Genomic DNA, 19,808 nt, shown 5'->3' with positions numbered 1-19,808 from the left:
AAAACAAAAAGATTCCCATAACCGCGAGAAGCAGCGGATCAGGGTGGCAAGAGTGTATGAGAAAGTAACCAATCAGCGGAATGATTTCCTGCAGAAACAGTCAACGATGCTGGTGCGTGAAAACCAAACCATCTGTATTGAAGATCTGAATGTTAAGGGGATGATCCGGAATCATAAACTGTCAAAATCGATAGCGAGTGTTTCCTGGGCAAAATTTTTTGAAATGCTGGAATATAAAGCTGGCTGGTATGGAAATGAAATTCACAGAGTACCAACGATGTATCCGAGCAGTCAGACCTGCAGCTGTTGTGGCTACAGAAATCCACGGATAAAAAATCTGGGCATTCGTATCTGGGAGTGTCCCAAATGCCATGCGGTTCATGACCGGGATACGAATGCAAGTATCAATATTCTGAAAAAAGGACTGCAGATGCAGTCTGCATAAAGATAAAAACTGTACCGTAGGGCATACGGGAACAGTATAAATATAGCTTGTGGACACTGTGTAAGACATTGCAGTACCGTAAGGTGTTTGCCAATGCAGTAGTGGGAGAAGCAAGAATCCCCCTGCTTTAGCTGTGGGGAGTGTCAAACAGGTCTGCGCTATGAGGGTGGACGAATGGTGGATATGTACCGTACTCTGGACAGTATCCCGGTTCTTGCAAAAGCAGGCGGTATTCTGGTGATGACCGATGAGATCCGTGGAACAGAGGCGGAAAAGAATCCGGAAAGCCTGAATATCCGGGTATTCCCGGGTGCTGACGGAAGCTTCAGATTGTATGAGGATGACAACGAAACCTGTGCTTACGAAAATGGTGCCTGTGTATTTACGGAAATGGATTATAAGGAAAAGGATCAGGGAGTGTTTACCATTCATCCCGCACAGGGAAAAACAGAGCTGATCCCGGCAAAGAGAGCTTATACCGTGGAGTTCTGTGATTTTGCGAAAACAGGAACAGATACTGTGAAGGTTCTGGTTAACGGAGCAGAGACTGAGGCTACTGTAAAATATGAAGAGAAGCTTCAGAAGATCTGTGTGGAAGTGGAAGCAGACACAGCGGCAGAGGTGCAGATCATTCTCGCTGGCGAAGTGGCAGACAATCAGACAAAAGAGCGTGTCTTTGATTTCCTGAACCAGGCAGAGATCGGTTTTGTACTGAAGGACAGATTATATCAGCTGATCACAGCCGGAAAGAAGCTGCCGGTTCTTTTATCTGAGCTTCAGTCTATGGAGCTGGACAAGGATCTTTATGGAGCACTGATGGAGATCCTGACTGCGTAAAACATGAATAAAATCGCGTTTCCAAACCATACTATCATTATTATCAAAAGAAAGGATGATCATAATGATATTAAAGGAAAAAGAACGCACAGTGATCCAGGATCTTCAGACACAGGAAAAAAGCTGCATTGAAAAATACGGAAAATACGCACAGCAGGCCAGGGATCCGGAGCTTAAAAGCTTATTTCAGACTCTTCAGAAAAAAGAGCAGGAGCATTACGATTCCCTGAGCCAGGTGCTTTCCGGTACAGTTCCACAGGTAAACTGTAATGACAGTGACGGCCGTGATTACCAGCCAAAGGCTGCTTACACATCGGTGATGTCCTCAGAGGATAAGGAACACGATGCTTTTCTTGCAACAGACTGTATCGGAACAGAAAAGCTGATTTCCGGAGAATACAACTCGGATGTTTTTGCTTTTGAAGACAGTGATGTGAGGAAGCTTCTGGCTGATATCCAGGTGGAAGAGCAGAACCATGCGGAGATGCTTTACAAATATAAGACTGCGAACGGAATGTTCTGATATATAAAAAAGGGAGGATTTCAGTAATGGAATTCTTCCTTTTTTTATTATATAATCAGGAGAACAGCAGGGAGAAATACTTTCCTGCAAAGAGAGGAGAAATAAATATGAAGGGAACCAGCTGCGAATACTGTGCAAACTATACATATGATGAAGAGTGTGACGAATATTACTGTGATGTCAATCTGGATGAGGATGAATATTATCGTTTTGTGAGCAGTGATTACAAGGAATGTCCGTATTATCGTTCCGGAGATGAATATAAGGTGGTACGTCATCAGATGTGACACAGAGTAACGGAAAAAACAGAGCAGAAAATAAGGTGATAAGATAAATGCAGGTTTTCCACGAAAAGGAATGAGAGTTTTTGGGAAAATTTGCATTTTGATGTTTTGATATGTGCAAAAGGCTTCAAATTTGTAAAAATTGGCGTGTTTACATTTGAAAAAAATATCTTTATAATAAAAATATTGGTCTGACAGGTGAAAACTTTATACCATCCAGACGATGATAATGCTACAGGATTTTGTCTGAGAATAAAAATTCCGGGTAAGCGTTTGACAGACTTATAATAGATTTTTTGACTTGACGGAGGGGGTAACAGATTGGATATCATAAAAAAATTCGGGGATATGGTGGGAGAGAGATCCATCAAGGACCCGGAAAAAGCACGAAAACTTCTTCTCACTGGCTATCGGCTTCAGGAAAAACGTCTGCAGCTTTTCCCTGACAGGAAGCTTCCGGCTTCGGGACAGTATGTAGCCCGTGTAGTTATGCAGAATATTATCAAAGCCCTTGCAAAACCGGACGATACCGCTCTGGTGAGCATTTTTGTACCGGGAGAGCTTCTGACAGCAGCAGGGATCACTCCGTATTCCGTGGAGGCAATGTCCTGCTTCATCGCCGGAACCAGATGTGAGCAGGCATTTCTGGCACAGACGGAATCAGAAGGCTTTCCGGAAACCATGTGCTCCTATCACAGAGTTTTTCTGGGAGCGTCCATGACAGGATTGGTACCGAAGCCAAAATGTACCATCTACACAAACCTTGCCTGCGATGGAAACATGATGACGTTTCCTTATCTGAAACAGAAATATCAGATCCCGGGCTTTTATATTGACGTACCCTATGAAAAAAATCAGGATTCCATCAGCTATGTTGCAGATCAGCTCCGCGAGCTGAAGAAATTCCTGGAGGATGTAGGCGGGAAAAAAATCTCCGAGCAGTCGGTACAGCGTGCAGTTGCCAACAGCAATGAAGCGGCCTCCTATTACAGCAGCCAGCTTGCCCTCAGAAAGGATCACGATCCGGTGACTTCCCTGACAAATGAGCTGTATGCGATCTTTATGTGCCATCTTCTGGCGGGCTCAGAGGAATCCCTGAAATACACAAAAATGCTTCTTGAGGATGTGAAGAAGGCACCAAAGGGGGAAGGTCTTCATATTTTGTGGATGCATATGATGCCGTTTTTGCAGGAGCCGGTAAAGGATGTATTTAATTACAGCCAGAACGTGCATATCCGTGCCTGTGATTTTGTTGCAGACGGTTTTCAGCGGATGCAGGCCTCGGATCCTTATGAGGCCCTTGCGGAAAAAATGGTCAACTGCATTTACAACGGAAGTGTGAAGCAGAGAATTCGGCGTGCCCAGGAGCTGGCGAACCTTACAGAGGCAGACGGCGGGATCCTTTTTGCGCATTGGGGCTGCAAGGGAACCATCGGAGCTTCCAGCCTGATCAAAAATTCTCTGGAAAATGCAGGACTTCCAACCATGGTCCTGGACGGTGACGGCTGTAACCCGGCCAATTCCAGTGACGGCCAGGTATCCACACGACTTCAGGCATATCTGGAAATGCTGTCAGAAGGTAAGGAGGAAAAACGGTCATGATACATTACGTCTGTAAATATACACCGCTGGAGCTGTTTAAGGGCTTTGGCGAGGAATGTGCGGTTCTTGAGGAAATGCCGGAGAATTTTGAGCTTTCGGACCAGATCGCCCATGCTAATCTCTGCGGCTTCGGAAAATCTGTGATCCAGGCAGTGCTGGAGGGAAAGGTAGAGCAGCTTGTTCTTGTTAACTGCTGTGATTCCATGCGCCGTGTGTACGACATTGTGGAAAGTACCGGTAAATGTAAATTTCTGTACATGCTGGACATGCCTCATGAGGATAACGACTGTGAAAAGGTGAAGCTTGCCCAGGGCATCCACCGTCTGAAGAAAGCTTATGAGAAATTTTCGGGGAAAACCTTCGACAGAAGTGGATTTCTGAATGCTTTTTCCCATGAGCCTGTGGATAACCAGCCGTATATCGGTGTTCTGGGTGTCCGTGTCAGCGGCATCCTGGAAAAAATGATCCGGGATAATATCCGCATGGATGTGGAAAACCTGACCTGTACAGGTGGAAGACGTCTTGCAGTGATCCGTGAGGAGCTGGAAAAAATGGAAGACGATGCCATGTTCCTGGCTTATGCGGATGCACTTCTTTCCCAGATGCCCTGCTTCCGTATGAACAACAGCACCCGAAGAAACCGGCTGTATCTGGATCCGAACCTGAAGGGGATCATTTATCATACTATTAAATTCTGCGACTATTACGGATTTGAGTATGCAAGCATCAAGCGTGATATCAAGGTTCCGCTTCTGAAGATCGAGACAGATTTTACAAGCCAGAGTGCAGGACAGCTCCTTACCAGAGTGCAGGCTTTTGCGGAGACCCTGGAAGGCTCTGAGGATATGGACCCATCAAAAGGAATCAGCGAGGAGATAAGGAAAAAAATGGAATCAGGAGTTTATTATGTGGCAGGGATCGACAGCGGTTCCACAAGTACGGATGTTGTGATCCTGGATAAAGACGGAAAAATTAAATCGACCATGATCATTCCCACAGGCGGCGGCGCTATGATGAGTGCAGAGAAGAGCCTGGAGATGGCCGTGGAAAAAGCAGGGATCAGGAAAGAAGATATCGTGCGTATCGTTACTACCGGATATGGACGTGCCTATATTGACAGTGGTGATGACAGTATCACAGAGATTACCTGTCACGCAAAGGGCGCCCATTATCTGAATCCGAATGTGCGTACAGTTATCGACATCGGCGGTCAGGATATCAAGGCGATCAGCATTGACGAGAACGGTGCGGTAAAAAATTTCCTGATGAACGATAAATGTGCAGCAGGAACCGGACGATTCCTGGAAATGATGGCCCGTACTCTTGGACTTTCCCTGGAGGAGATGAGTACCCGTGGTCTGGAGTGGAAAGAGAACGTAGTGATCTCAAGCATGTGTACTGTATTTGCAGAGTCCGAGGTAGTTTCCCTGGTTGCCCAGAATAAGGACGTGGCAGATATCATCCATGGTCTGAATGTATCTGTTGCTTCCAAGGTAGGAGCTCTTGCAGCCCGCCTTGGCAAAAAGAATCCGGGGGAATACATGATGACCGGTGGTGTTGCCAGAAATAAAGGTATCATCCAGGCACTGGAGGAGAAGCTGGGTGCGAAGCTTTATATCTGTGATGAGGCACAGCTTTGTGGTGCGCTTGGTGCGGCACTGTTTGCTTATGAGAAGTGTAATGCGGCACGGTGATCAGATCAGACAAGTTGCCTGCGCAGTGAATGCAGAGTGTGAATATCCTTTTGGTCAGGGGCGGCGTGCCCACTCACTGGGCGAACAGCCACAGTTCTTTCGGAAGTACCGGCTGAAGTGTGAGAGATTTGAAAATCCGCACAGCAGAGCCACCTGTTGAACAGGCAGAGCTTCGTTGGTGAGCAGATTTTTGGCTTTTTCCAGACGGAGCAGATTCAGGTCAGCATGAGGGGTACTGTCAAAAAAATTCCGGTAACAGGAATAAAACTGACTTTTTTCGAGATTAGCCATGGCGCAGAGCTTTTCTGTTGTCCATGGCTTTTCGTAATTTGTAAGCATTTCCAGACGGATTTTTTGGAACAGGCTGCAGAGCTCCGAGTCTGCAGACTTGCCTGTATCTGTACTGCGGAGTTCCCGTGAGGCTGTGATCATCAGCTGGCAGAGCAGGGCATACTCGTAGTCCCGGGAAAAAACTTCTCTGTTCAGATATTCATGCTGCAGCTTCTGGATACAGTGATCGATCTCCTGGCAGTCACTGGGGTAAAAAATTTCGTTGCAGGGAAGTCCGAACCGTTTTGCCAGATTTTCTCCGCAGGAAAAATGGACATAACTGTTCCGAAATTTTCGCACAGCCTGATAATGCTGGGGATTTCCCGGAATATAAAAGATGCAGGCATTATCCCGGGTGACAGTAAGCTGACCGCCCAGATAAACCTTCATTGGTGTTTTAAATAAAAGAAAAAGAAAATCTCCGCTTCCCTCCGGTCGGAAAATCCTGTCGTAATCGGAGTTGGAACGGTTGTATTCGCAGAAATTTAAGGTGAAATCCATGGAAATGCTGCGCTCCTTTCATTACGTAGATCAGACAATCCGACTGTGGCATTGTAAAGAACTTTCTGTCTGGAAGTATAAAGTAAAGTGACAGAGGGACGTCCGTCTGGTAAGACTGTCTTTACGATAAATCTTACCGGAAAAAAAGTCAATTATTTCGGAAGATAATCACTGGTATGGATAGAACAGGATGGTAAAATGAAACATAGAAACGGTTGATTTCCGATCTGTCTGAGAGTGTGTGAGCGAACAGAGGCGTAAGAGCCTGTATATGGCGGAATCGGAAACAGAGTCCAATGCAGTGGCAGGCAGAAAATAATAATTTACAGGAGGATTTTTACAATGAAAAAAGCGCAGATCATCGTGGACAAATATTTCCTCACCGGAAAAACAGACAAAAGGATCTATGGTTCCTTTATAGAACATCTCGGACGTGCGGTTTATGAGGGGATTTATCAGGAAGGCAGCCCCCTTTCTGATGAGCAGGGATTTCGGAAGGATACTCTGGAACTGGTAAGGGAGCTTCAGGTACCGATCGTTCGTTATCCGGGCGGAAATTTTGTATCCGGATTCCGTTGGGAGGATAGTGTCGGGCCGAAAACTCAGCGTCCGTCCAGACCGGAGCTGGCCTGGGGTGTCATCGAGACAAACCAGTTTGGACTCAATGAGTTTGTGGACTGGTCCAGAAAAGCCGGCAGCGATGTGATGATGGCAGTAAACCTGGGAACAAGAGGACCGGAGGATGCGAAAAATCTTTTGGAATACTGTAACTTTAAGGGTGGTACCTATTACAGTGATCTCCGTAAAGCTCACGGCTATGAACAGCCGCATGATATCAAATTATGGTGTCTCGGAAACGAGATGGACGGTCCGTGGCAGATGGGACATAAAACTGCGGCAGAGTACGGAAGAGTTGCAGCAGAGACTGCCCGCCTGATGAAATTTATGGATCCGGAGGTTGAGACTGTTGCATGCGGAAGCTCCAGTCTGGAAATGCCTACCTTTGGCTCCTGGGAGTATACGGTTCTTGACGAGGCTTACGATCAGGTGGATTATCTTTCCCTGCATCAGTACTATGGAAATGCATCGGGAGACACTGCCGATTTTCTGGCAAGCTCCAAGGGCATGGATGATTTTATCTCAGGAGTGGTTTCCATCTGCGATGCTGTAAAAGCAAAGAAGCATGGAAAAAAACAGATCAATCTTTCCTTCGACGAGTGGAACGTATGGTACCACAGCAATGAACAGGATAAAAAACTGGAAAAATGGGTACAGGCGCCCCATCAGCTGGAGGATGTTTATAACTTTGAGGATGCACTTCTTGTGGGAAGTATGTTGATCACACTTCTCCGTCATGCAGATCGCGTAAAGATCGCCTGCATGGCACAGCTGGTAAATGTTATTGCGCCGATCATGACATCCGATACAGGCGCATGGCGTCAGACGATCTTTTATCCGTATATGCTGACAAGTATGTTTGGAAGAGGAACCGTCCTTAATACACAGGTTCTCACACCCATATATGAAAGCAAGACTTATGGAGAAGCTCCATATCTGGATTCTGTGTGTGTCTGGGATGAGGAAAAGGATACGCTGACGATCTTTGCAGTGAATAAGAGTCTGGATGAGGATATGGAAGTTTCCTGTGACTTAAGACAGTTTGAGGGATATAAGATCGTAGAGCATATTGTACTCAATAATGACGATCTTCAGGCAGCCAATACAGAGGCTCAGCCGGAGAATGTAGTTCCTGTAAAAGCCAGTGCAGAGTGCTCAAAGTTGGACGGCGGAAAACTGGAAGCAGTTTTTGCAAAACACAGCTGGAATATGATCCGTCTTGCGAAATAAGGGCCGGTGAAGTATAGTAAAAGCAGTTACAGAAAATGTAAATCATGCTACATTATGGGAGGTCTTTTTTATGTACACACCTGCAAAGGAACGCTACGAAACTATGGAGTACAACCGCTGCGGTGAAAGCGGCCTGATGCTTCCGAAGGTGTCTCTTGGATTATGGCATAATTTCGGAGATACTTCTGATTATGAAAACATGAAGCAGCTGTGTTTCACAGCTTTTGACAATGGTATCACACAGTTTGACCTTGCCAATAATTACGGACCTGCCTATGGAAGTGCGGAACGGAATTTCGGCAAGATCCTGAAAGAAGAACTGATGCCATACCGTGATGAGCTGATCATCACAACAAAGGCAGGCTATGATATGTGGGAAGGTCCTTATGGAAACTGGGGCAGCCGCAAGTATCTTCTGGCGAGCCTTGACCAGAGCCTGAAGCGCATGGGTCTGGAATATGTGGATATTTTTTACCATCACAGAATGGATCCTGAGACTCCGCTTGAGGAGACTATGGGGGCGCTGGCAACAGCGGTTCAGCAGGGCAAGGCTCTCTATGTGGGACTTTCCAATTATGATGGAAAAACCTTAAGCCAGGCGGCAGCGATCCTGAAGGATCTGAAATGCCCCTTTGTGATCAACCAGAACCGGTATTCCATTTTTGACAGAACTGTGGAAGAAAACGGTCTCAAGAGAACCACCGGCATTTTGAAAAAAGGTCTGATCACTTTTAGCCCTCTTGCTCAGGGACAGCTGACAGACCGTTACCTGAACGGGATCCCGGAGGACAGCCGTATCCGCAAAGATGGAAGATTCCTTAAGGAAAGTGTGCTGACGCCGGAGCGTCTGGATCAGATCCGGAGACTGAACGATCTGGCAGCCCAGCGTGGAGAGAAGCTGGCTGATATGGCGCTTGGCTGGCTGCTTCAGCATAAGGAAGTTACCAGTGTTCTGATCGGAGCTTCCAAGCCGCAGCAGATCCTTGATAATGTGAAAGCGATCCACTGTGCACCGTTTACAGCTGAGGAGCTGCGTCTGATCGACGAGATCTCAAAATAAGATTTATATACTTCCTGTTTTACTATGAAAAGTAGTGAAGCAGGGAGTTTTTTATGTCGAAATAATTGTTTAACTGAATTAGGAAAGTTTCCGGGTTACTGTTCACTGGTAATATTCCGCGAGGTGTTTTTTGTGAGCGAAGGTCACAGAAAACCCGAGACATACCGCGCGAATTTATGCGATTACCATAAATTCTGTGCATCGCGAAAGCGTGTTGCTGAGAACGGAGTGAACAGTAACGTCTCCGGTGGGAGTGCAAAGAGCAATAAGCAGTGGAGGTTTGACAACGGGATAGGTGTGTGCTATATTGAAAAACAGAAAAGAAAAGAGCCAGCGGGAGCTTGTGTGACAGGCTGAGAGGAAGATAGATCTTCGACCGTACCTGATTTGGGTAATGCCAACGGAGGGATTGTGATCTGAGAGCGTGTCTCCGTGGAGTTTTCCATGGGATGCGCTCTTTTCGGATGCAGGAATGGAACTGGAATGTTCTGACAATGTGGGGATGTGAAAGTGCCAGAGACTGCATGTGGAGCTTCTGCGAAAGAGCGGGCAGGAAGGGGAGCGCCTTAATGTCTGGCAGGAGAGTGATATTCCGGAGGATTTTTCCGGAAGGATCATGTAAGCGATGGGAATCCGTGTTTTCGGAGTGAGAGGAAGTAAGGGAACTTCGACCGCCAAAATCTAATGGCAGACTGCAGCAGACGGGAAGCTTTTGCCCGGATCTGACAGGGCTCTGCCTGATATTTCAGGGAGGAAAAACACTATGGAAAAACAAAGGATGCACACGCTTCGTATGGTAATGCTGGCAATGATGGTTGCGATCGGTGTCGTTATTTCACCGATTCTGAGGATTGAGGGAATGTGCCCCACGGCGCATCTTGTCAATATCGTATGCTCGGTTCTGATGGGACCGTGGTATTCCCTTCTCTGTGCGACCATGATCGGCGTGATCCGTATGATGTTTATGGGAATCCCGCCACTTGCACTGACCGGTGCAGTATTTGGCGCATTTCTTTCAGGTGTGTTCTACAGACTTTCCAAAGGCAAGATCATCTGCGCGGTGATCGGTGAGATCTTTGGAACGGGTATCATCGGGTCCATGGTTTCTTATCCGGTGATGGCATTCCTGATGGGAAGAGGCGGACTGACAGCATTTTATTATACGCCGATGTTCCTTGCAGCAACCACAATGGGAGGATGTGTTGCCTATATTTTCCTGAAGGCTCTGAGTAAAGCAGGTCTTCTGGTGAAATTCCAGGCAGCTTTGGGTTCAAAAACATATGAGACAAAGAATTTTACAACTGCGAAAGCGAATTAAAGAAGAAAAGCCGCTGATCCATTGCATCACCAATCCGATCTCGATCCATGACTGTGCCAACGTGGTCCTTGCAGTAGGTGCAAGGCCGATCATGGCGGAGCATCCGGCAGAGGTGACAGATATTACGGCATCGGCTGGTGCGCTGATGCTGAATCTCGGGAATATTACCGATGCCAGGATCGAGTCAATGAAGCGTTCTATGAGAACAGCGATGGAAAATAAGATCCCGGTTCTTCTGGACCTGGTAGGGGTTGCCTGCAGTGATCTCAGGCTGAATCTGGCGAGGGAGCTTTTAAGGATCGGTCATCCGGCAGTGCTGAAGGGAAATATGTCAGAGCTTCTGGCTGTTTCCGGGCTGCCGTCTCATGCGATCGGAATCGATGCGGGTGTCGAGGATGCTCTGACTGAGGAAAATATCGATGGAGTCAGTGAAGTGCTTAAGGCTTTTTCCAGAAATAATCAGGCAATCGTGCTGGCTACCGGGAAACAGGATTTTGTTACGGATGGTGAACGGGTTGTTCTGGTACAAAATGGCAGTGCGGCGCTGTCCGGGATCACAGGAACCGGCTGTATGGTCGGTGCACTGACTGCGGCGTTTTTGCCGGGGTGCGAAGATAATATTGCGAAAGAGATGACGGATAGTATAGAGGCAGGTGTCTGGTCTGGCGTTGAGATGGAATTAAATGGGAGATCCGGGAATTATCTGGCTGCGGCAGTGCTTGGTACTGCACTTATGGGTATCGCCGGCGAGGAAGCGGAGAAGATTTCCCGCGGTCCGGGAAGCTTTCAGGTAAATCTGCTGGATGAGATCTATGGGCTTTCGGATCGACAGCTGCTGGATCTGTTGAAGATTGAAATGCACTGAAAAAGAGGAGATTAGGATGGATAGAAAAGATTTGGATGTAACATTGTATCTGGTGACGGATAGTTCTTATCATACGGAGGAGTCTTTGCTCCGTACGGTTGAGGAGGCTTGTAAGGGTGGTGTGACTCTGGTCCAGCTTCGCGAGAAGAATAAGGGTGGACGGGAGTATCTGGATAAGGCTTTTAAGGTGAAGGAGATCACAGATCGTTACAATGTGCCGCTGATCATTGATGATCGTGTGGATGTGGCGCTGGCCTGTGATGCGGCTGGTGTGCATGTTGGAGCTTCTGATATTCCGGTTGCTGTGGCAAGGAAGCTGATGGGACCGGATAAGATCGTGGGGGCTACTGCCAAGACGGTGGAGGCTGCTGTGAAGGCTTATGAGGATGGTGCGGATTATCTTGGTGTGGGGGCGATTTATCCTACTACTACTAAGGTTGTGACGATCCTTACCAAGGTTTCTACGTTGAAGGATATCTGTGAGGCGGTTCCGATTCCGGCGGTTGCGATCGGGGGATTGAATGCCGGGAATATGGATGTGCTTGAGGGCGCCGGTATGAGTGGTATGGCGGTTGTTTCTGCGATCATGAAGGCGGAGGATCCGAAGAAGAATGCACGGGAGCTGAAGGAGAAGATTGTTGCTTTGATGGGAAAGTGATTTAGGACATGAGTGAAGAGCAGTGGTGGATTTGAGGTTCATTGCTGTTCTTTTTTTTGTTGAAATACGGACGCCCGTGAGGCGTGTGCTGCCTGTCGCCGGGGCTTCGTCGGGGGCTGGCTTCTAGGCTGCCGGAATTCTGCTAAAACCGTTTTCCAAAAGTCCGAACTCGCGTCTTGCAGCCGCTCAGACAGCGGACTTTTGAAAAACAACGCAGATTTCCGCCAGCCAAGAATCAGCTCCCCTCCTGCAGAGTCCGGCGACAGGCAGCACACGCCTCACGGGCTGGTTTTTCAAGGCGGCAGGGGAGGGTGGTTACTCCACCGGCAGATCTCTGTGTTCTACGCTGGTGGAGAATACGATCTGTGTTTTGGTGCGGCCGAACTGCTGGAGTTCGTTGATGAAGTGGTCCAGTTCCATAGTGGAGCGGAAGGCTACTTCGATGAGCATGGAGTAATCGCCGGTGACGCAGTTGCATTCGATGACGTTTGGGATGGACTGGATGAAGGGATAGAAGTCTTTTTTTTGGTTGGGTTCTACTTCCAGGTTGATGAATGCTTTTATATGATAACCGAGAAATACCGGGTTGATCTGGGCGTGGTAGCCTGTGATCAGCCCGTTTTTTTCGAGGTGTTCGATCCTGGCGGAAACAGCGGGGGATGAGAGGAAGACTTCCTTTGCGATTTCCTTTACCGGGGTGCGGGCGTTTTTCTGAAGCATTTCGATGATCTTTCGGTCGATGTTGTCGAGTTTGTGTTCCATGTAGAATGTCTCCTTTCGATGAAAAAATGTCATTTGTAACTGGTACAGAGCTGCGTAGGGAAGTGGATTGAAAATATGTTTTTCTGTATTGATTATACTGCGTGTGTTATCACAACACAAGAAACGACTTAATAAAAATAAGAAAAATAAAAGAAATTCTTAAAAAGATTAATATAAACTATTGAAAAATACGGATAATCATGGTTTTCCATTAAAAGTATTTACAAGCCACAAAGAAAGTGTTAGCTTCTTAGGCATCAGAAAAACAGCTGCTGATAAAAATGAAAATAACAGAATGATTTGTAAACAGTGAATATCCGTCGGACTGAAAAAGATGAGATCAGAGGGCGGAGCAAATCAGATGTGCACAGGATCAGAAGAAAGAAGAGGGATGATAAAATGACAACAGAAACAAGACTGGAAGCAGATTCGATCGGAACTATGGAAGTGCCTGCAGAGGCTTATTACGGAGTTCAGGCTTTAAGGGCAAAACAGAATTTTCCTATTACAGGTACAAAGCTTCATCCGGTATTTATCAAGAACCTGGCACAGATTAAAAAAGCAGCAGCTATCACTAATAATAATGCAGGGCTTCTTCCGGAGGATAAGGCAGATGCCATTGTCAGAGCCTGTGATGAAGTGATCGCAGGAAAATTGGCTGAGGAATTTATCGTAGATGCCATTCAGGGTGGTGCCGGAACCAGCGCAAATATGAATATGAATGAGGTGATCGCAAACAGAGCCGGTGAGATCCTCGGATGTCCGAAGGGTAGCTATAAAATGGTCCATCCAAATGATCACGTAAACATGGCGCAGTCCACCAATGATGTGATCCCGACGGCCGGTAAGCTTACCGTTCTGGATCTTCTTGCACCTCTGGAAAAAGCACTGGTAAGACTTGAGAAGGAGCTTGCAAAAAAGGCAGAGGAGTTCGATGACGTGATCACTATGGGACGTACACAGCTTCAGGATGCAGTTCCGATCCGTCTTGGTCAGGTGTTCCACGGTTATGCGTCCATGGTTTCCAGAGACAGGAAACGTATCGAAAAGGCTCACAGGGAAATGTACACCGTAAACCTTGGAGGAACTGCAGTGGGAACTGCTATCAACGTTTCCGATTCTTATTTTTATAAGATCGTGCCAAATCTGGAAAAGATTACAGGTTATCCGCTGAAACAGGCCGAGGATCTTTTTGACGCAACAGAAAATCTGGACGGCTTTGTTGCCGTATCCGGTGTAGTAAAAACCTGTGCGGTGGATCTTTCCAAGATGTGCAACGATCTTCGACTGATGTCTTCCGGCCCGAAAACCGGATTTGGTGAGATCAATCTTCCGGCAAAGCAGAATGGGTCTTCCATCATGCCAGGTAAGGTAAATCCGGTCATTCCGGAGGTAGTAAGCCAGGTTGCTTTCCACATCGTAGGACATGATACCACTATTACCATGGCGGCAGAAGCCGGACAGCTGGAGTTGAATGCTTTTGAGCCGGTTGTATTTTGTAATCTTTTTGAATCCATTACGACTCTGGAAAAAGCAGTGGATACATTGATCGTAAACTGCATCACAGGAATCACCGCAAACCGCAAACACTGCAAAGACCTGATGGAAAGCAGTGCAGGAATCGCAACGGCTCTCTGCCCGCATATTGGCTACAAGGCGTCTGCAACCATCGCAAAAACTGCAGTAAAAACTGGCAAGTCTGTCCGGGAACTTGTTCTGGAACAAGGGATCATGACTGAGAAAGAGCTGGAAGAGGTTCTTGATCCGTATCTGATGACAGAAGTCGGAGAAGAGCGGAAAGAGGATGAAGCAAGAAGGAAAGCCTGCTGAGAAAGTTATCTGTACCAACGTATGACGGGAACGTCTGATGCAGCAATTCATTTCAGAGCAGCTGAACCTGATGCGGGATTTTATGGAAATGCTATAGGCAGATCAGGAATGAGATATCAATGAGTACTATAAGGAGACTTGTCACAGTGCAGGTCTCCTTTTATAATGGAAGAAACGCGATAAGAAAAGAAGGGAAAGATGCATGCTTAAACGAACAGCCATACGGGCACTTTGTAATACAACGGCATATCAGAGAGGTCTTGATATTTACCGTACCGGAAAGAGGATTCAGTCGCTGGATATTAAGTCGGAAGGAGCTGTGGATAAAATATCTGCAGCAGTGAAGGGAAGTGGGCGTAATGTATACAATACAGGCTTTCAGTATGATACAGAAGTGGACCGCATAAAAGAAGCATACTGTGACTGCCCGGCCTTTCGCAGCTATTCCGGGATCTGTAAGCATTGCGTGGCAGTGCTTCTGGAATATGGAGACCGTAAGGCCTATGAGCGTGTGGAAATCCGCAGACAGCAGGATGAGGAACAGAAGCAGGCAGAGTTATTCAGCGGAACAGCATTTCCGGCTGCTTTATCCGGACCAGGGCAGCCTGCAACGAAAACCACCGTTGAGCTGAAAAGCCTCCTTAATCGCCAGCTATACAGCCGTATGCTTCCGTTTTCCGGGGATCCGTATTTTGGCAGGGTGGAGCTGGAAACCTGCCTGAAATTTAATTCTGTGAGAAATTGTTTTACCGTGGAATTCCGCGTTGGCTGTGAGAAAAAATATATCCTCAAGGATGTGTTGGCCTTTGTGTGGAATCTGGATCATAATGAGAAGGTTTCTTATGGAAAAAATCTGGAATTTATCCATTCCGATGAAGCCTTTTCAGAAGGATCCAGAAGCGTGCTGGCCTTTATCCGGGAATGGGTCGAGAATCATCACGGCACTTACATGTCCAGATATGAACAGCTGAAGGATATAGCTGTGGAAAAGGTGAGGGATCTTACCGTTGACAGAAAAGAACTTGAGGATCTGCTTCTTATACTTGGCGAAAAAAGTTTCAAGTTCAAAATGAACAATGATCCGGAGACAACATGGCATTCTGTCAGAGAAATTCCGGACAGGACGCTGATGATCCGGAAGAAGGATCAGGGGTTATCTCTTGAGATCGCGCCGGTATACAGTGTGACAGGCATACGGTATCATATGTATTTTGATAATGCGAAGGTATATCTGGTTTCCAGGCAGGAGCTTGGAGCAGTGGAGGAATTTGTTGCCTGTCTGGAGCGGCTTCCTGCAGGCCGAGGCTTTATTGATGAACCGGATGTGCCCGCGTTTGTGCGTGAGCTGCTTCCTTCCCTGAAAAAATTTTTTCACTGTGATCTCAGGGATTTCCCGGAAGAAACAGGTCTTGAATGCTACAAGGCTGCATATGAGATCTATCTGGATGCGCCGGAGCGTGACTGGATCACCTGTAAGGCATTTTCTGTTTACGGGAAGGATAAATTTTCGGTTTTTGACCGAGATGTGTCTGCCCGCACCAGGGATATTCCGGGAGAGCTTGGTGTGTTTGCGCTGCTGTCAAAATATTTTAACGGATATGATGACCAGCGGATGGAGCTGGCATTGGATTGTCGTGCCGAGGAACTGGAATCTTTGTGCAGGGAAGGTTCAGGGAAGCCCGACAGTGTGAAAGCTTCCGAAGAAAAGCTCTACCAGCTTCTTACTGAAGGGATCCCCGCCATGCAGAAAGTTGCAGCTGTCTATATTTCCCAGTCCATCAAACAGATGAGGGTGACAAAGCTGCCAAACATCCGTCTTGGCGTTTCTCTGTCAGCCGGACTTCTGAACTTGGATCTGGATGTGGAGGGGATGGATCAGGCGCAGCTTTTTGATATTCTTTCCAGGTACGATCGCAGGAAAAAATATTTTCGCCTGAAGGATGGCAGCTTTCTGGATGTTTCCGATGGTCAGCTCAGGGAGCTTTCTGCTCTGAAAAATGGACTGCAGATCAGTGATCGTGAACTGAAAAAAGGAAAGACTCAGGTTCCGGCCTATCGTGCTATGTATCTGGACAGTCAGCTGAAGGGCGGCGATCTGATCAAGGTAGAGAAGGACAATGCCTTTCGTGCGTTGATCCGGAACATGCAGACAATGGAAGAACATAAATTTCAGATTCCTAGGGAGCAGGAAAAAATCCTCCGGAGCTATCAGAAAGAGGGCTTTTACTGGATCAAAACTCTGAAGCATAATCAGTTTGGAGGGATCCTGGCAGATGATATGGGACTTGGAAAAACCCTCCAGGTGATCACATTTCTCTGGTCAGAATTTCAGGAATCTGCGCCGGGAGAAAACAGACGTGCCCTTGTGATAACGCCTGCTTCGCTGGTGTTTAACTGGATGAACGAGATCGAACGTTTTGCGCCGGGACTTCCGGCTACCGTTGTGATTGGTGATGTGAAGGAGAGGAAAGCACTGATCAAAAATGCGGGAGAACGGGAGGTTCTGATCACTTCCTATGACCTTCTGAAACGGGATCTGAAGGCTTATCAGAACCTGGATTTTGCTGTGCAGATCATTGATGAGGCGCAGTATATCAAGAATCACGGAACTCAGGTGGCAAAGGCTGTGAAGGAGATCCGGTCGGAATTCAGGCTTGCGCTGACCGGTACACCGGTGGAGAACAGGCTCAGTGAGCTGTGGAGTATTTTTGATTTTCTGATGCCGGGATTTTTGTATTCTTATGAGAAATTCCGCAAGGAAATAGAGCTTCCAGCTGTGCAGTACAGCAATTCCGATGCGATGGAGCGTCTGCAGAAAATGATCCGTCCTTTTGTGCTGCGGAGATTGAAGAGGGATGTGCTGAAGGATCTTCCGGATAAGCTGGAAAAAGATATGTTTTCCCCGTTGGAAAGCGAGCAGAAGGAGCTGTATGAGGCCCATACGGAACGGCTTCGCCTGATGCTTGGGATGCAGTCGGATGCGGAGTTTCGCACTTCTAAACTGCAGATCCTTGCAGAGATCACGAGGCTGCGGCAGATCTGCTGTTATCCGGGACTGGTATATGAAGGATACAAAGGGAATTCTTCCAAGCTGGAGATGTGCATGGAGTTGGTTCAGAATGCGGTGAATGGCGGACATAAGCTCTTGTTGTTTTCCCAGTTTACTACCATGCTGGATGTGCTGGCTGTCCGTCTGAAAAAAGCAAAGGTTTCTTTTTATATGCTGACGGGGGCTACTTCCAAGGAAAAACGTGCGCAGATGGTACATGCATTTAATGAGGACGATACTTCTGTTTTCTGCATTTCTCTGAAAGCAGGAGGAACAGGCTTAAATCTTACTGCGGCAGATATTGTGATCCACTACGATCCCTGGTGGAATCTTGCCGTGCAGAATCAGGCAACAGACCGTGCCCACCGCATCGGTCAGCAGAACGTTGTCAGTGTCTACCGCCTCTTTATGAAAGACACCATAGAAGAACGAATCCGGGCTCTTCAGGAAAGAAAACGGGAACTGGCTGATGAGATCTTAAGCGGAGAGGGAATCGGCCAGGCTTTGATCAGCAGAGAGGAAGTACTGGAGCTGCTAGGCAGGTAAAATTCTTAACTGAATCAAGTAAGTTCCCTGCTTCAATTACGAAAAGCAATACGCGGTGAGGGGACTTGCTTGTATCGGGAAGAATGCAGGCTGTGAATATCCGCCTGACTCAACAAAAACACCCCCGATGGAAATCGCGTGTGTAAATCACATACGATATCCGTCAGGGGTGTTTTATTTTATGCAAAAAACTTATCGTACAGACCAAAGAAGAAGATAAACAGAATGATCAGCGGCAGGATATAAGTGATGTATCCGCGCATCCATTTCTGGATCTTCATGCCTTTTCCGGTGTTGGCTTCTTCTGTGAAGTTTTCCCAGCCCCAGCCCCGTTTAGAAACACAGAAAAGCAGGTATACAAGAGAACCAAGCGGGAGCAGAATGTTGCTTACCAGAAAATCTTCAAGGTCGAGAATTGCGCCGCCGAATACCTTGAGCCAGTCCCAGGACCATACATTGTATCCAAGTACGCATGGCAGAGACAGAAGGATGATGGCGATGGCATTTACAAGACTGGATTTTTTTCGGCTCCAGCCGGTAAGCTCCATACCGCAGGAAATAATATTTTCAAATACAGCCAGGATGGTAGAGAAAGCTGCAAATGACATAAAGATGAAGAACAGGCTTCCCCACAGTCTTCCAAGCGGAATGTGGTTGAAAATATTCGGCAGTGTGATGAAGATCAGGCTCGGTCCGGAAGTCTGGTCAACATTGAATGTGAAACATGCCGGGAAAATAATAAGTCCGGAGGTGATCGCAACAAAAGTATCCAGAAGCGCAATATTCATGGATTCACCAAGCAGTGCATGATCTTTTCCGATGTAGCTTCCGAAGATAGCCATAGCACCGATACCAAGGCTGAGAGTAAAGAATGCCTGGTTCATAGCACCGGTAATGGTAGAAATAATACCGATCTCTTTCATACGCTCGAAATCCGGGATCAGGTAGAATTTCAGTCCCTCTTTGGCACCATCCATGGTAAAACTGTTGATGGCAAGAACAACCATGATCACCAGAAGAGAGATCATCATAACCTTGGTAACTTTTTCAAGGCCGTTCTGAAGACCGCGGGAGCAGACAAAAACACCTGCAATAACAACAACGATCATCCAGAATCCCATAGTAACGGGCTGGCCAAGCATGTTGGTAAACTGTCCTGCAACACCGTCGGAATCAAGTCCCTGGAATTTACCGGTGGCTGTCATATAGAAGTAATTCAGCATCCAGCCTGTAACAGTGGTGTAAAACATCATCAGGAGATAACATCCGATCAGAGTGATATATCCATGGATGTGCCATTTCTGTCCTGGTTTTTCCAGTGCGTAATAGGCTTTGACGGGACTCTTCTGGCTGGCACGTCCAACAGAAAACTCCATAGTCATAACAGGAAGTCCAAGAAGGGCCAGGAAGATCAGGTAAAACAGTACGAATGTGCCGCCACCGCCCTGTCCGGCCATGTAAGGGAATTTCCAGACGTTTCCGATTCCGATGGCACAGCCAGCAGAAATCAGAATGAATCCCAGACGGGATCCAAGTTTTTCTCTTTCTTTCATAACTCACCTCATTATTGCAGTATGGTAAACTGCTATTTGTATAAAGTCGCAGGTTTTATCTTAACACATTCCGGGATATTGCACAATAAAAAGAACTTGCATT

Annotated in this window: 16 protein-coding genes and 1 riboswitch; of the genes, 13 read left to right on the top strand and 3 right to left on the bottom strand. The window is 47.0% G+C overall.

Annotated features, from left to right (window positions below):
- The 6 genes from NCY57_RS09770 to NCY57_RS09745 all read left to right on the top strand — a co-directional run.
- On the top strand, positions 1 to 445 hold a 445-nt coding region (locus NCY57_RS09770; RefSeq protein ID WP_178811463.1), incomplete at its 5' end, for an RNA-guided endonuclease TnpB family protein.
- Between the two features lie 174 nt (positions 446 to 619).
- Entirely contained in the window at positions 620 to 1,282 is a 663-nt protein-coding gene (locus NCY57_RS09765) for a DUF5110 domain-containing protein (protein WP_173740170.1), read from the top strand.
- A 64-nt stretch (positions 1,283 to 1,346) separates the two neighbouring features.
- A complete protein-coding gene (locus NCY57_RS09760) occupies positions 1,347 to 1,805 on the top strand; it encodes a ferritin-like domain-containing protein (protein ID WP_173740169.1) in 459 nt (152 codons plus the stop codon).
- A 107-nt stretch (positions 1,806 to 1,912) separates the two neighbouring features.
- Positions 1,913 to 2,092, top strand: coding sequence for a DUF6472 family protein (locus tag NCY57_RS09755; RefSeq protein WP_015526328.1), 180 nt, complete (start codon positions 1,913 to 1,915; stop codon positions 2,090 to 2,092).
- Between the two features lie 318 nt (positions 2,093 to 2,410).
- Positions 2,411 to 3,691, top strand: coding sequence for a 2-hydroxyacyl-CoA dehydratase subunit D (locus tag NCY57_RS09750; RefSeq protein WP_173740168.1), 1,281 nt, complete (start codon positions 2,411 to 2,413; stop codon positions 3,689 to 3,691).
- Positions 3,688 to 5,385: an acyl-CoA dehydratase activase gene (locus NCY57_RS09745; RefSeq protein WP_021652226.1), complete on the top strand. Its 1,698-nt coding sequence runs from the start codon at positions 3,688 to 3,690 to the stop codon at positions 5,383 to 5,385. The genes NCY57_RS09750 and NCY57_RS09745 overlap by 4 nt, the downstream gene beginning before the upstream one ends.
- Positions 5,386 to 5,439: 54 nt before the next feature.
- Here the strand turns inward: NCY57_RS09745 and NCY57_RS09740 are convergent, their stop codons facing one another.
- A complete protein-coding gene (locus tag NCY57_RS09740) occupies positions 5,440 to 6,216 on the bottom strand; it encodes a helix-turn-helix domain-containing protein (protein ID WP_015526326.1) in 777 nt (258 codons plus the stop codon).
- A 342-nt stretch (positions 6,217 to 6,558) separates the two neighbouring features.
- Here NCY57_RS09740 and arfA point away from each other — a divergent pair, with 342 nt between their 5' ends.
- From arfA to thiE, 5 genes are all read left to right on the top strand, one after another.
- Positions 6,559 to 8,064: an arabinosylfuranosidase ArfA gene (arfA, locus tag NCY57_RS09735; protein ID WP_250789625.1), complete on the top strand. Its 1,506-nt coding sequence runs from the start codon at positions 6,559 to 6,561 to the stop codon at positions 8,062 to 8,064.
- A 70-nt stretch (positions 8,065 to 8,134) separates the two neighbouring features.
- The gene (locus NCY57_RS09730) at positions 8,135 to 9,124 is read left to right on the top strand and encodes an aldo/keto reductase (RefSeq protein WP_059086650.1); all 990 of its coding nucleotides are present in this window, start codon (positions 8,135 to 8,137) and stop codon (positions 9,122 to 9,124) included.
- 323 nt (positions 9,125 to 9,447) lie between these two features.
- Positions 9,448 to 9,550: riboswitch (TPP riboswitch) on the top strand.
- 337 nt (positions 9,551 to 9,887) lie between these two features.
- Positions 9,888 to 10,442, top strand: coding sequence for an energy coupling factor transporter S component ThiW (gene thiW / locus NCY57_RS09725; RefSeq protein ID WP_015526323.1), 555 nt, complete (start codon positions 9,888 to 9,890; stop codon positions 10,440 to 10,442).
- On the top strand, positions 10,405 to 11,307 hold the full coding sequence (locus NCY57_RS09720; RefSeq protein WP_059086651.1) for a hydroxyethylthiazole kinase: 903 nt from the start codon (positions 10,405 to 10,407) through the stop codon (positions 11,305 to 11,307). Before thiW ends, NCY57_RS09720 begins: the two co-directional genes overlap by 38 nt.
- A gap of 16 nt (positions 11,308 to 11,323) precedes the next feature.
- Positions 11,324 to 11,965, top strand: a complete 642-nt coding sequence (gene thiE / locus NCY57_RS09715) for a thiamine phosphate synthase (protein ID WP_015526321.1) — start codon at positions 11,324 to 11,326, stop codon at positions 11,963 to 11,965.
- A gap of 315 nt (positions 11,966 to 12,280) precedes the next feature.
- On the opposite strand, the gene NCY57_RS09710 is transcribed toward thiE, so the two are convergent.
- A complete protein-coding gene (locus NCY57_RS09710) occupies positions 12,281 to 12,727 on the bottom strand; it encodes an Lrp/AsnC family transcriptional regulator (protein ID WP_021652217.1) in 447 nt (148 codons plus the stop codon).
- A 399-nt stretch (positions 12,728 to 13,126) separates the two neighbouring features.
- On the opposite strand from NCY57_RS09710, the gene NCY57_RS09705 reads away from it, so the two are divergent.
- Both NCY57_RS09705 and NCY57_RS09700 read left to right on the top strand, forming a co-directional pair.
- Positions 13,127 to 14,557: an aspartate ammonia-lyase gene (locus NCY57_RS09705; RefSeq protein WP_250789624.1), complete on the top strand. Its 1,431-nt coding sequence runs from the start codon at positions 13,127 to 13,129 to the stop codon at positions 14,555 to 14,557.
- Between the two features lie 202 nt (positions 14,558 to 14,759).
- The gene (locus NCY57_RS09700) at positions 14,760 to 18,152 is read left to right on the top strand and encodes a DEAD/DEAH box helicase (RefSeq protein ID WP_250789623.1); all 3,393 of its coding nucleotides are present in this window, start codon (positions 14,760 to 14,762) and stop codon (positions 18,150 to 18,152) included.
- Between the two features lie 179 nt (positions 18,153 to 18,331).
- On the opposite strand, the gene NCY57_RS09695 is transcribed toward NCY57_RS09700, so the two are convergent.
- Positions 18,332 to 19,705 carry a sodium-dependent transporter gene (locus NCY57_RS09695; RefSeq protein WP_059086653.1) on the bottom strand — a complete coding sequence of 458 codons (1,374 nt, stop codon included), beginning with the start codon at positions 19,703 to 19,705 and terminating at the stop codon, positions 18,332 to 18,334.
- Positions 19,706 to 19,808: the final 103 nt, after the last annotated feature.

Source organism: Blautia sp. MB18-30 (assembly GCF_023669475.1).
Lineage (GTDB): Bacteria > Bacillota > Clostridia > Lachnospirales > Lachnospiraceae > Blautia_A > Blautia_A fusiformis.
The sequence above is the reverse complement of the archived record's forward strand: the minus strand, read 5'-3'. Positions and strand labels throughout refer to the sequence as shown.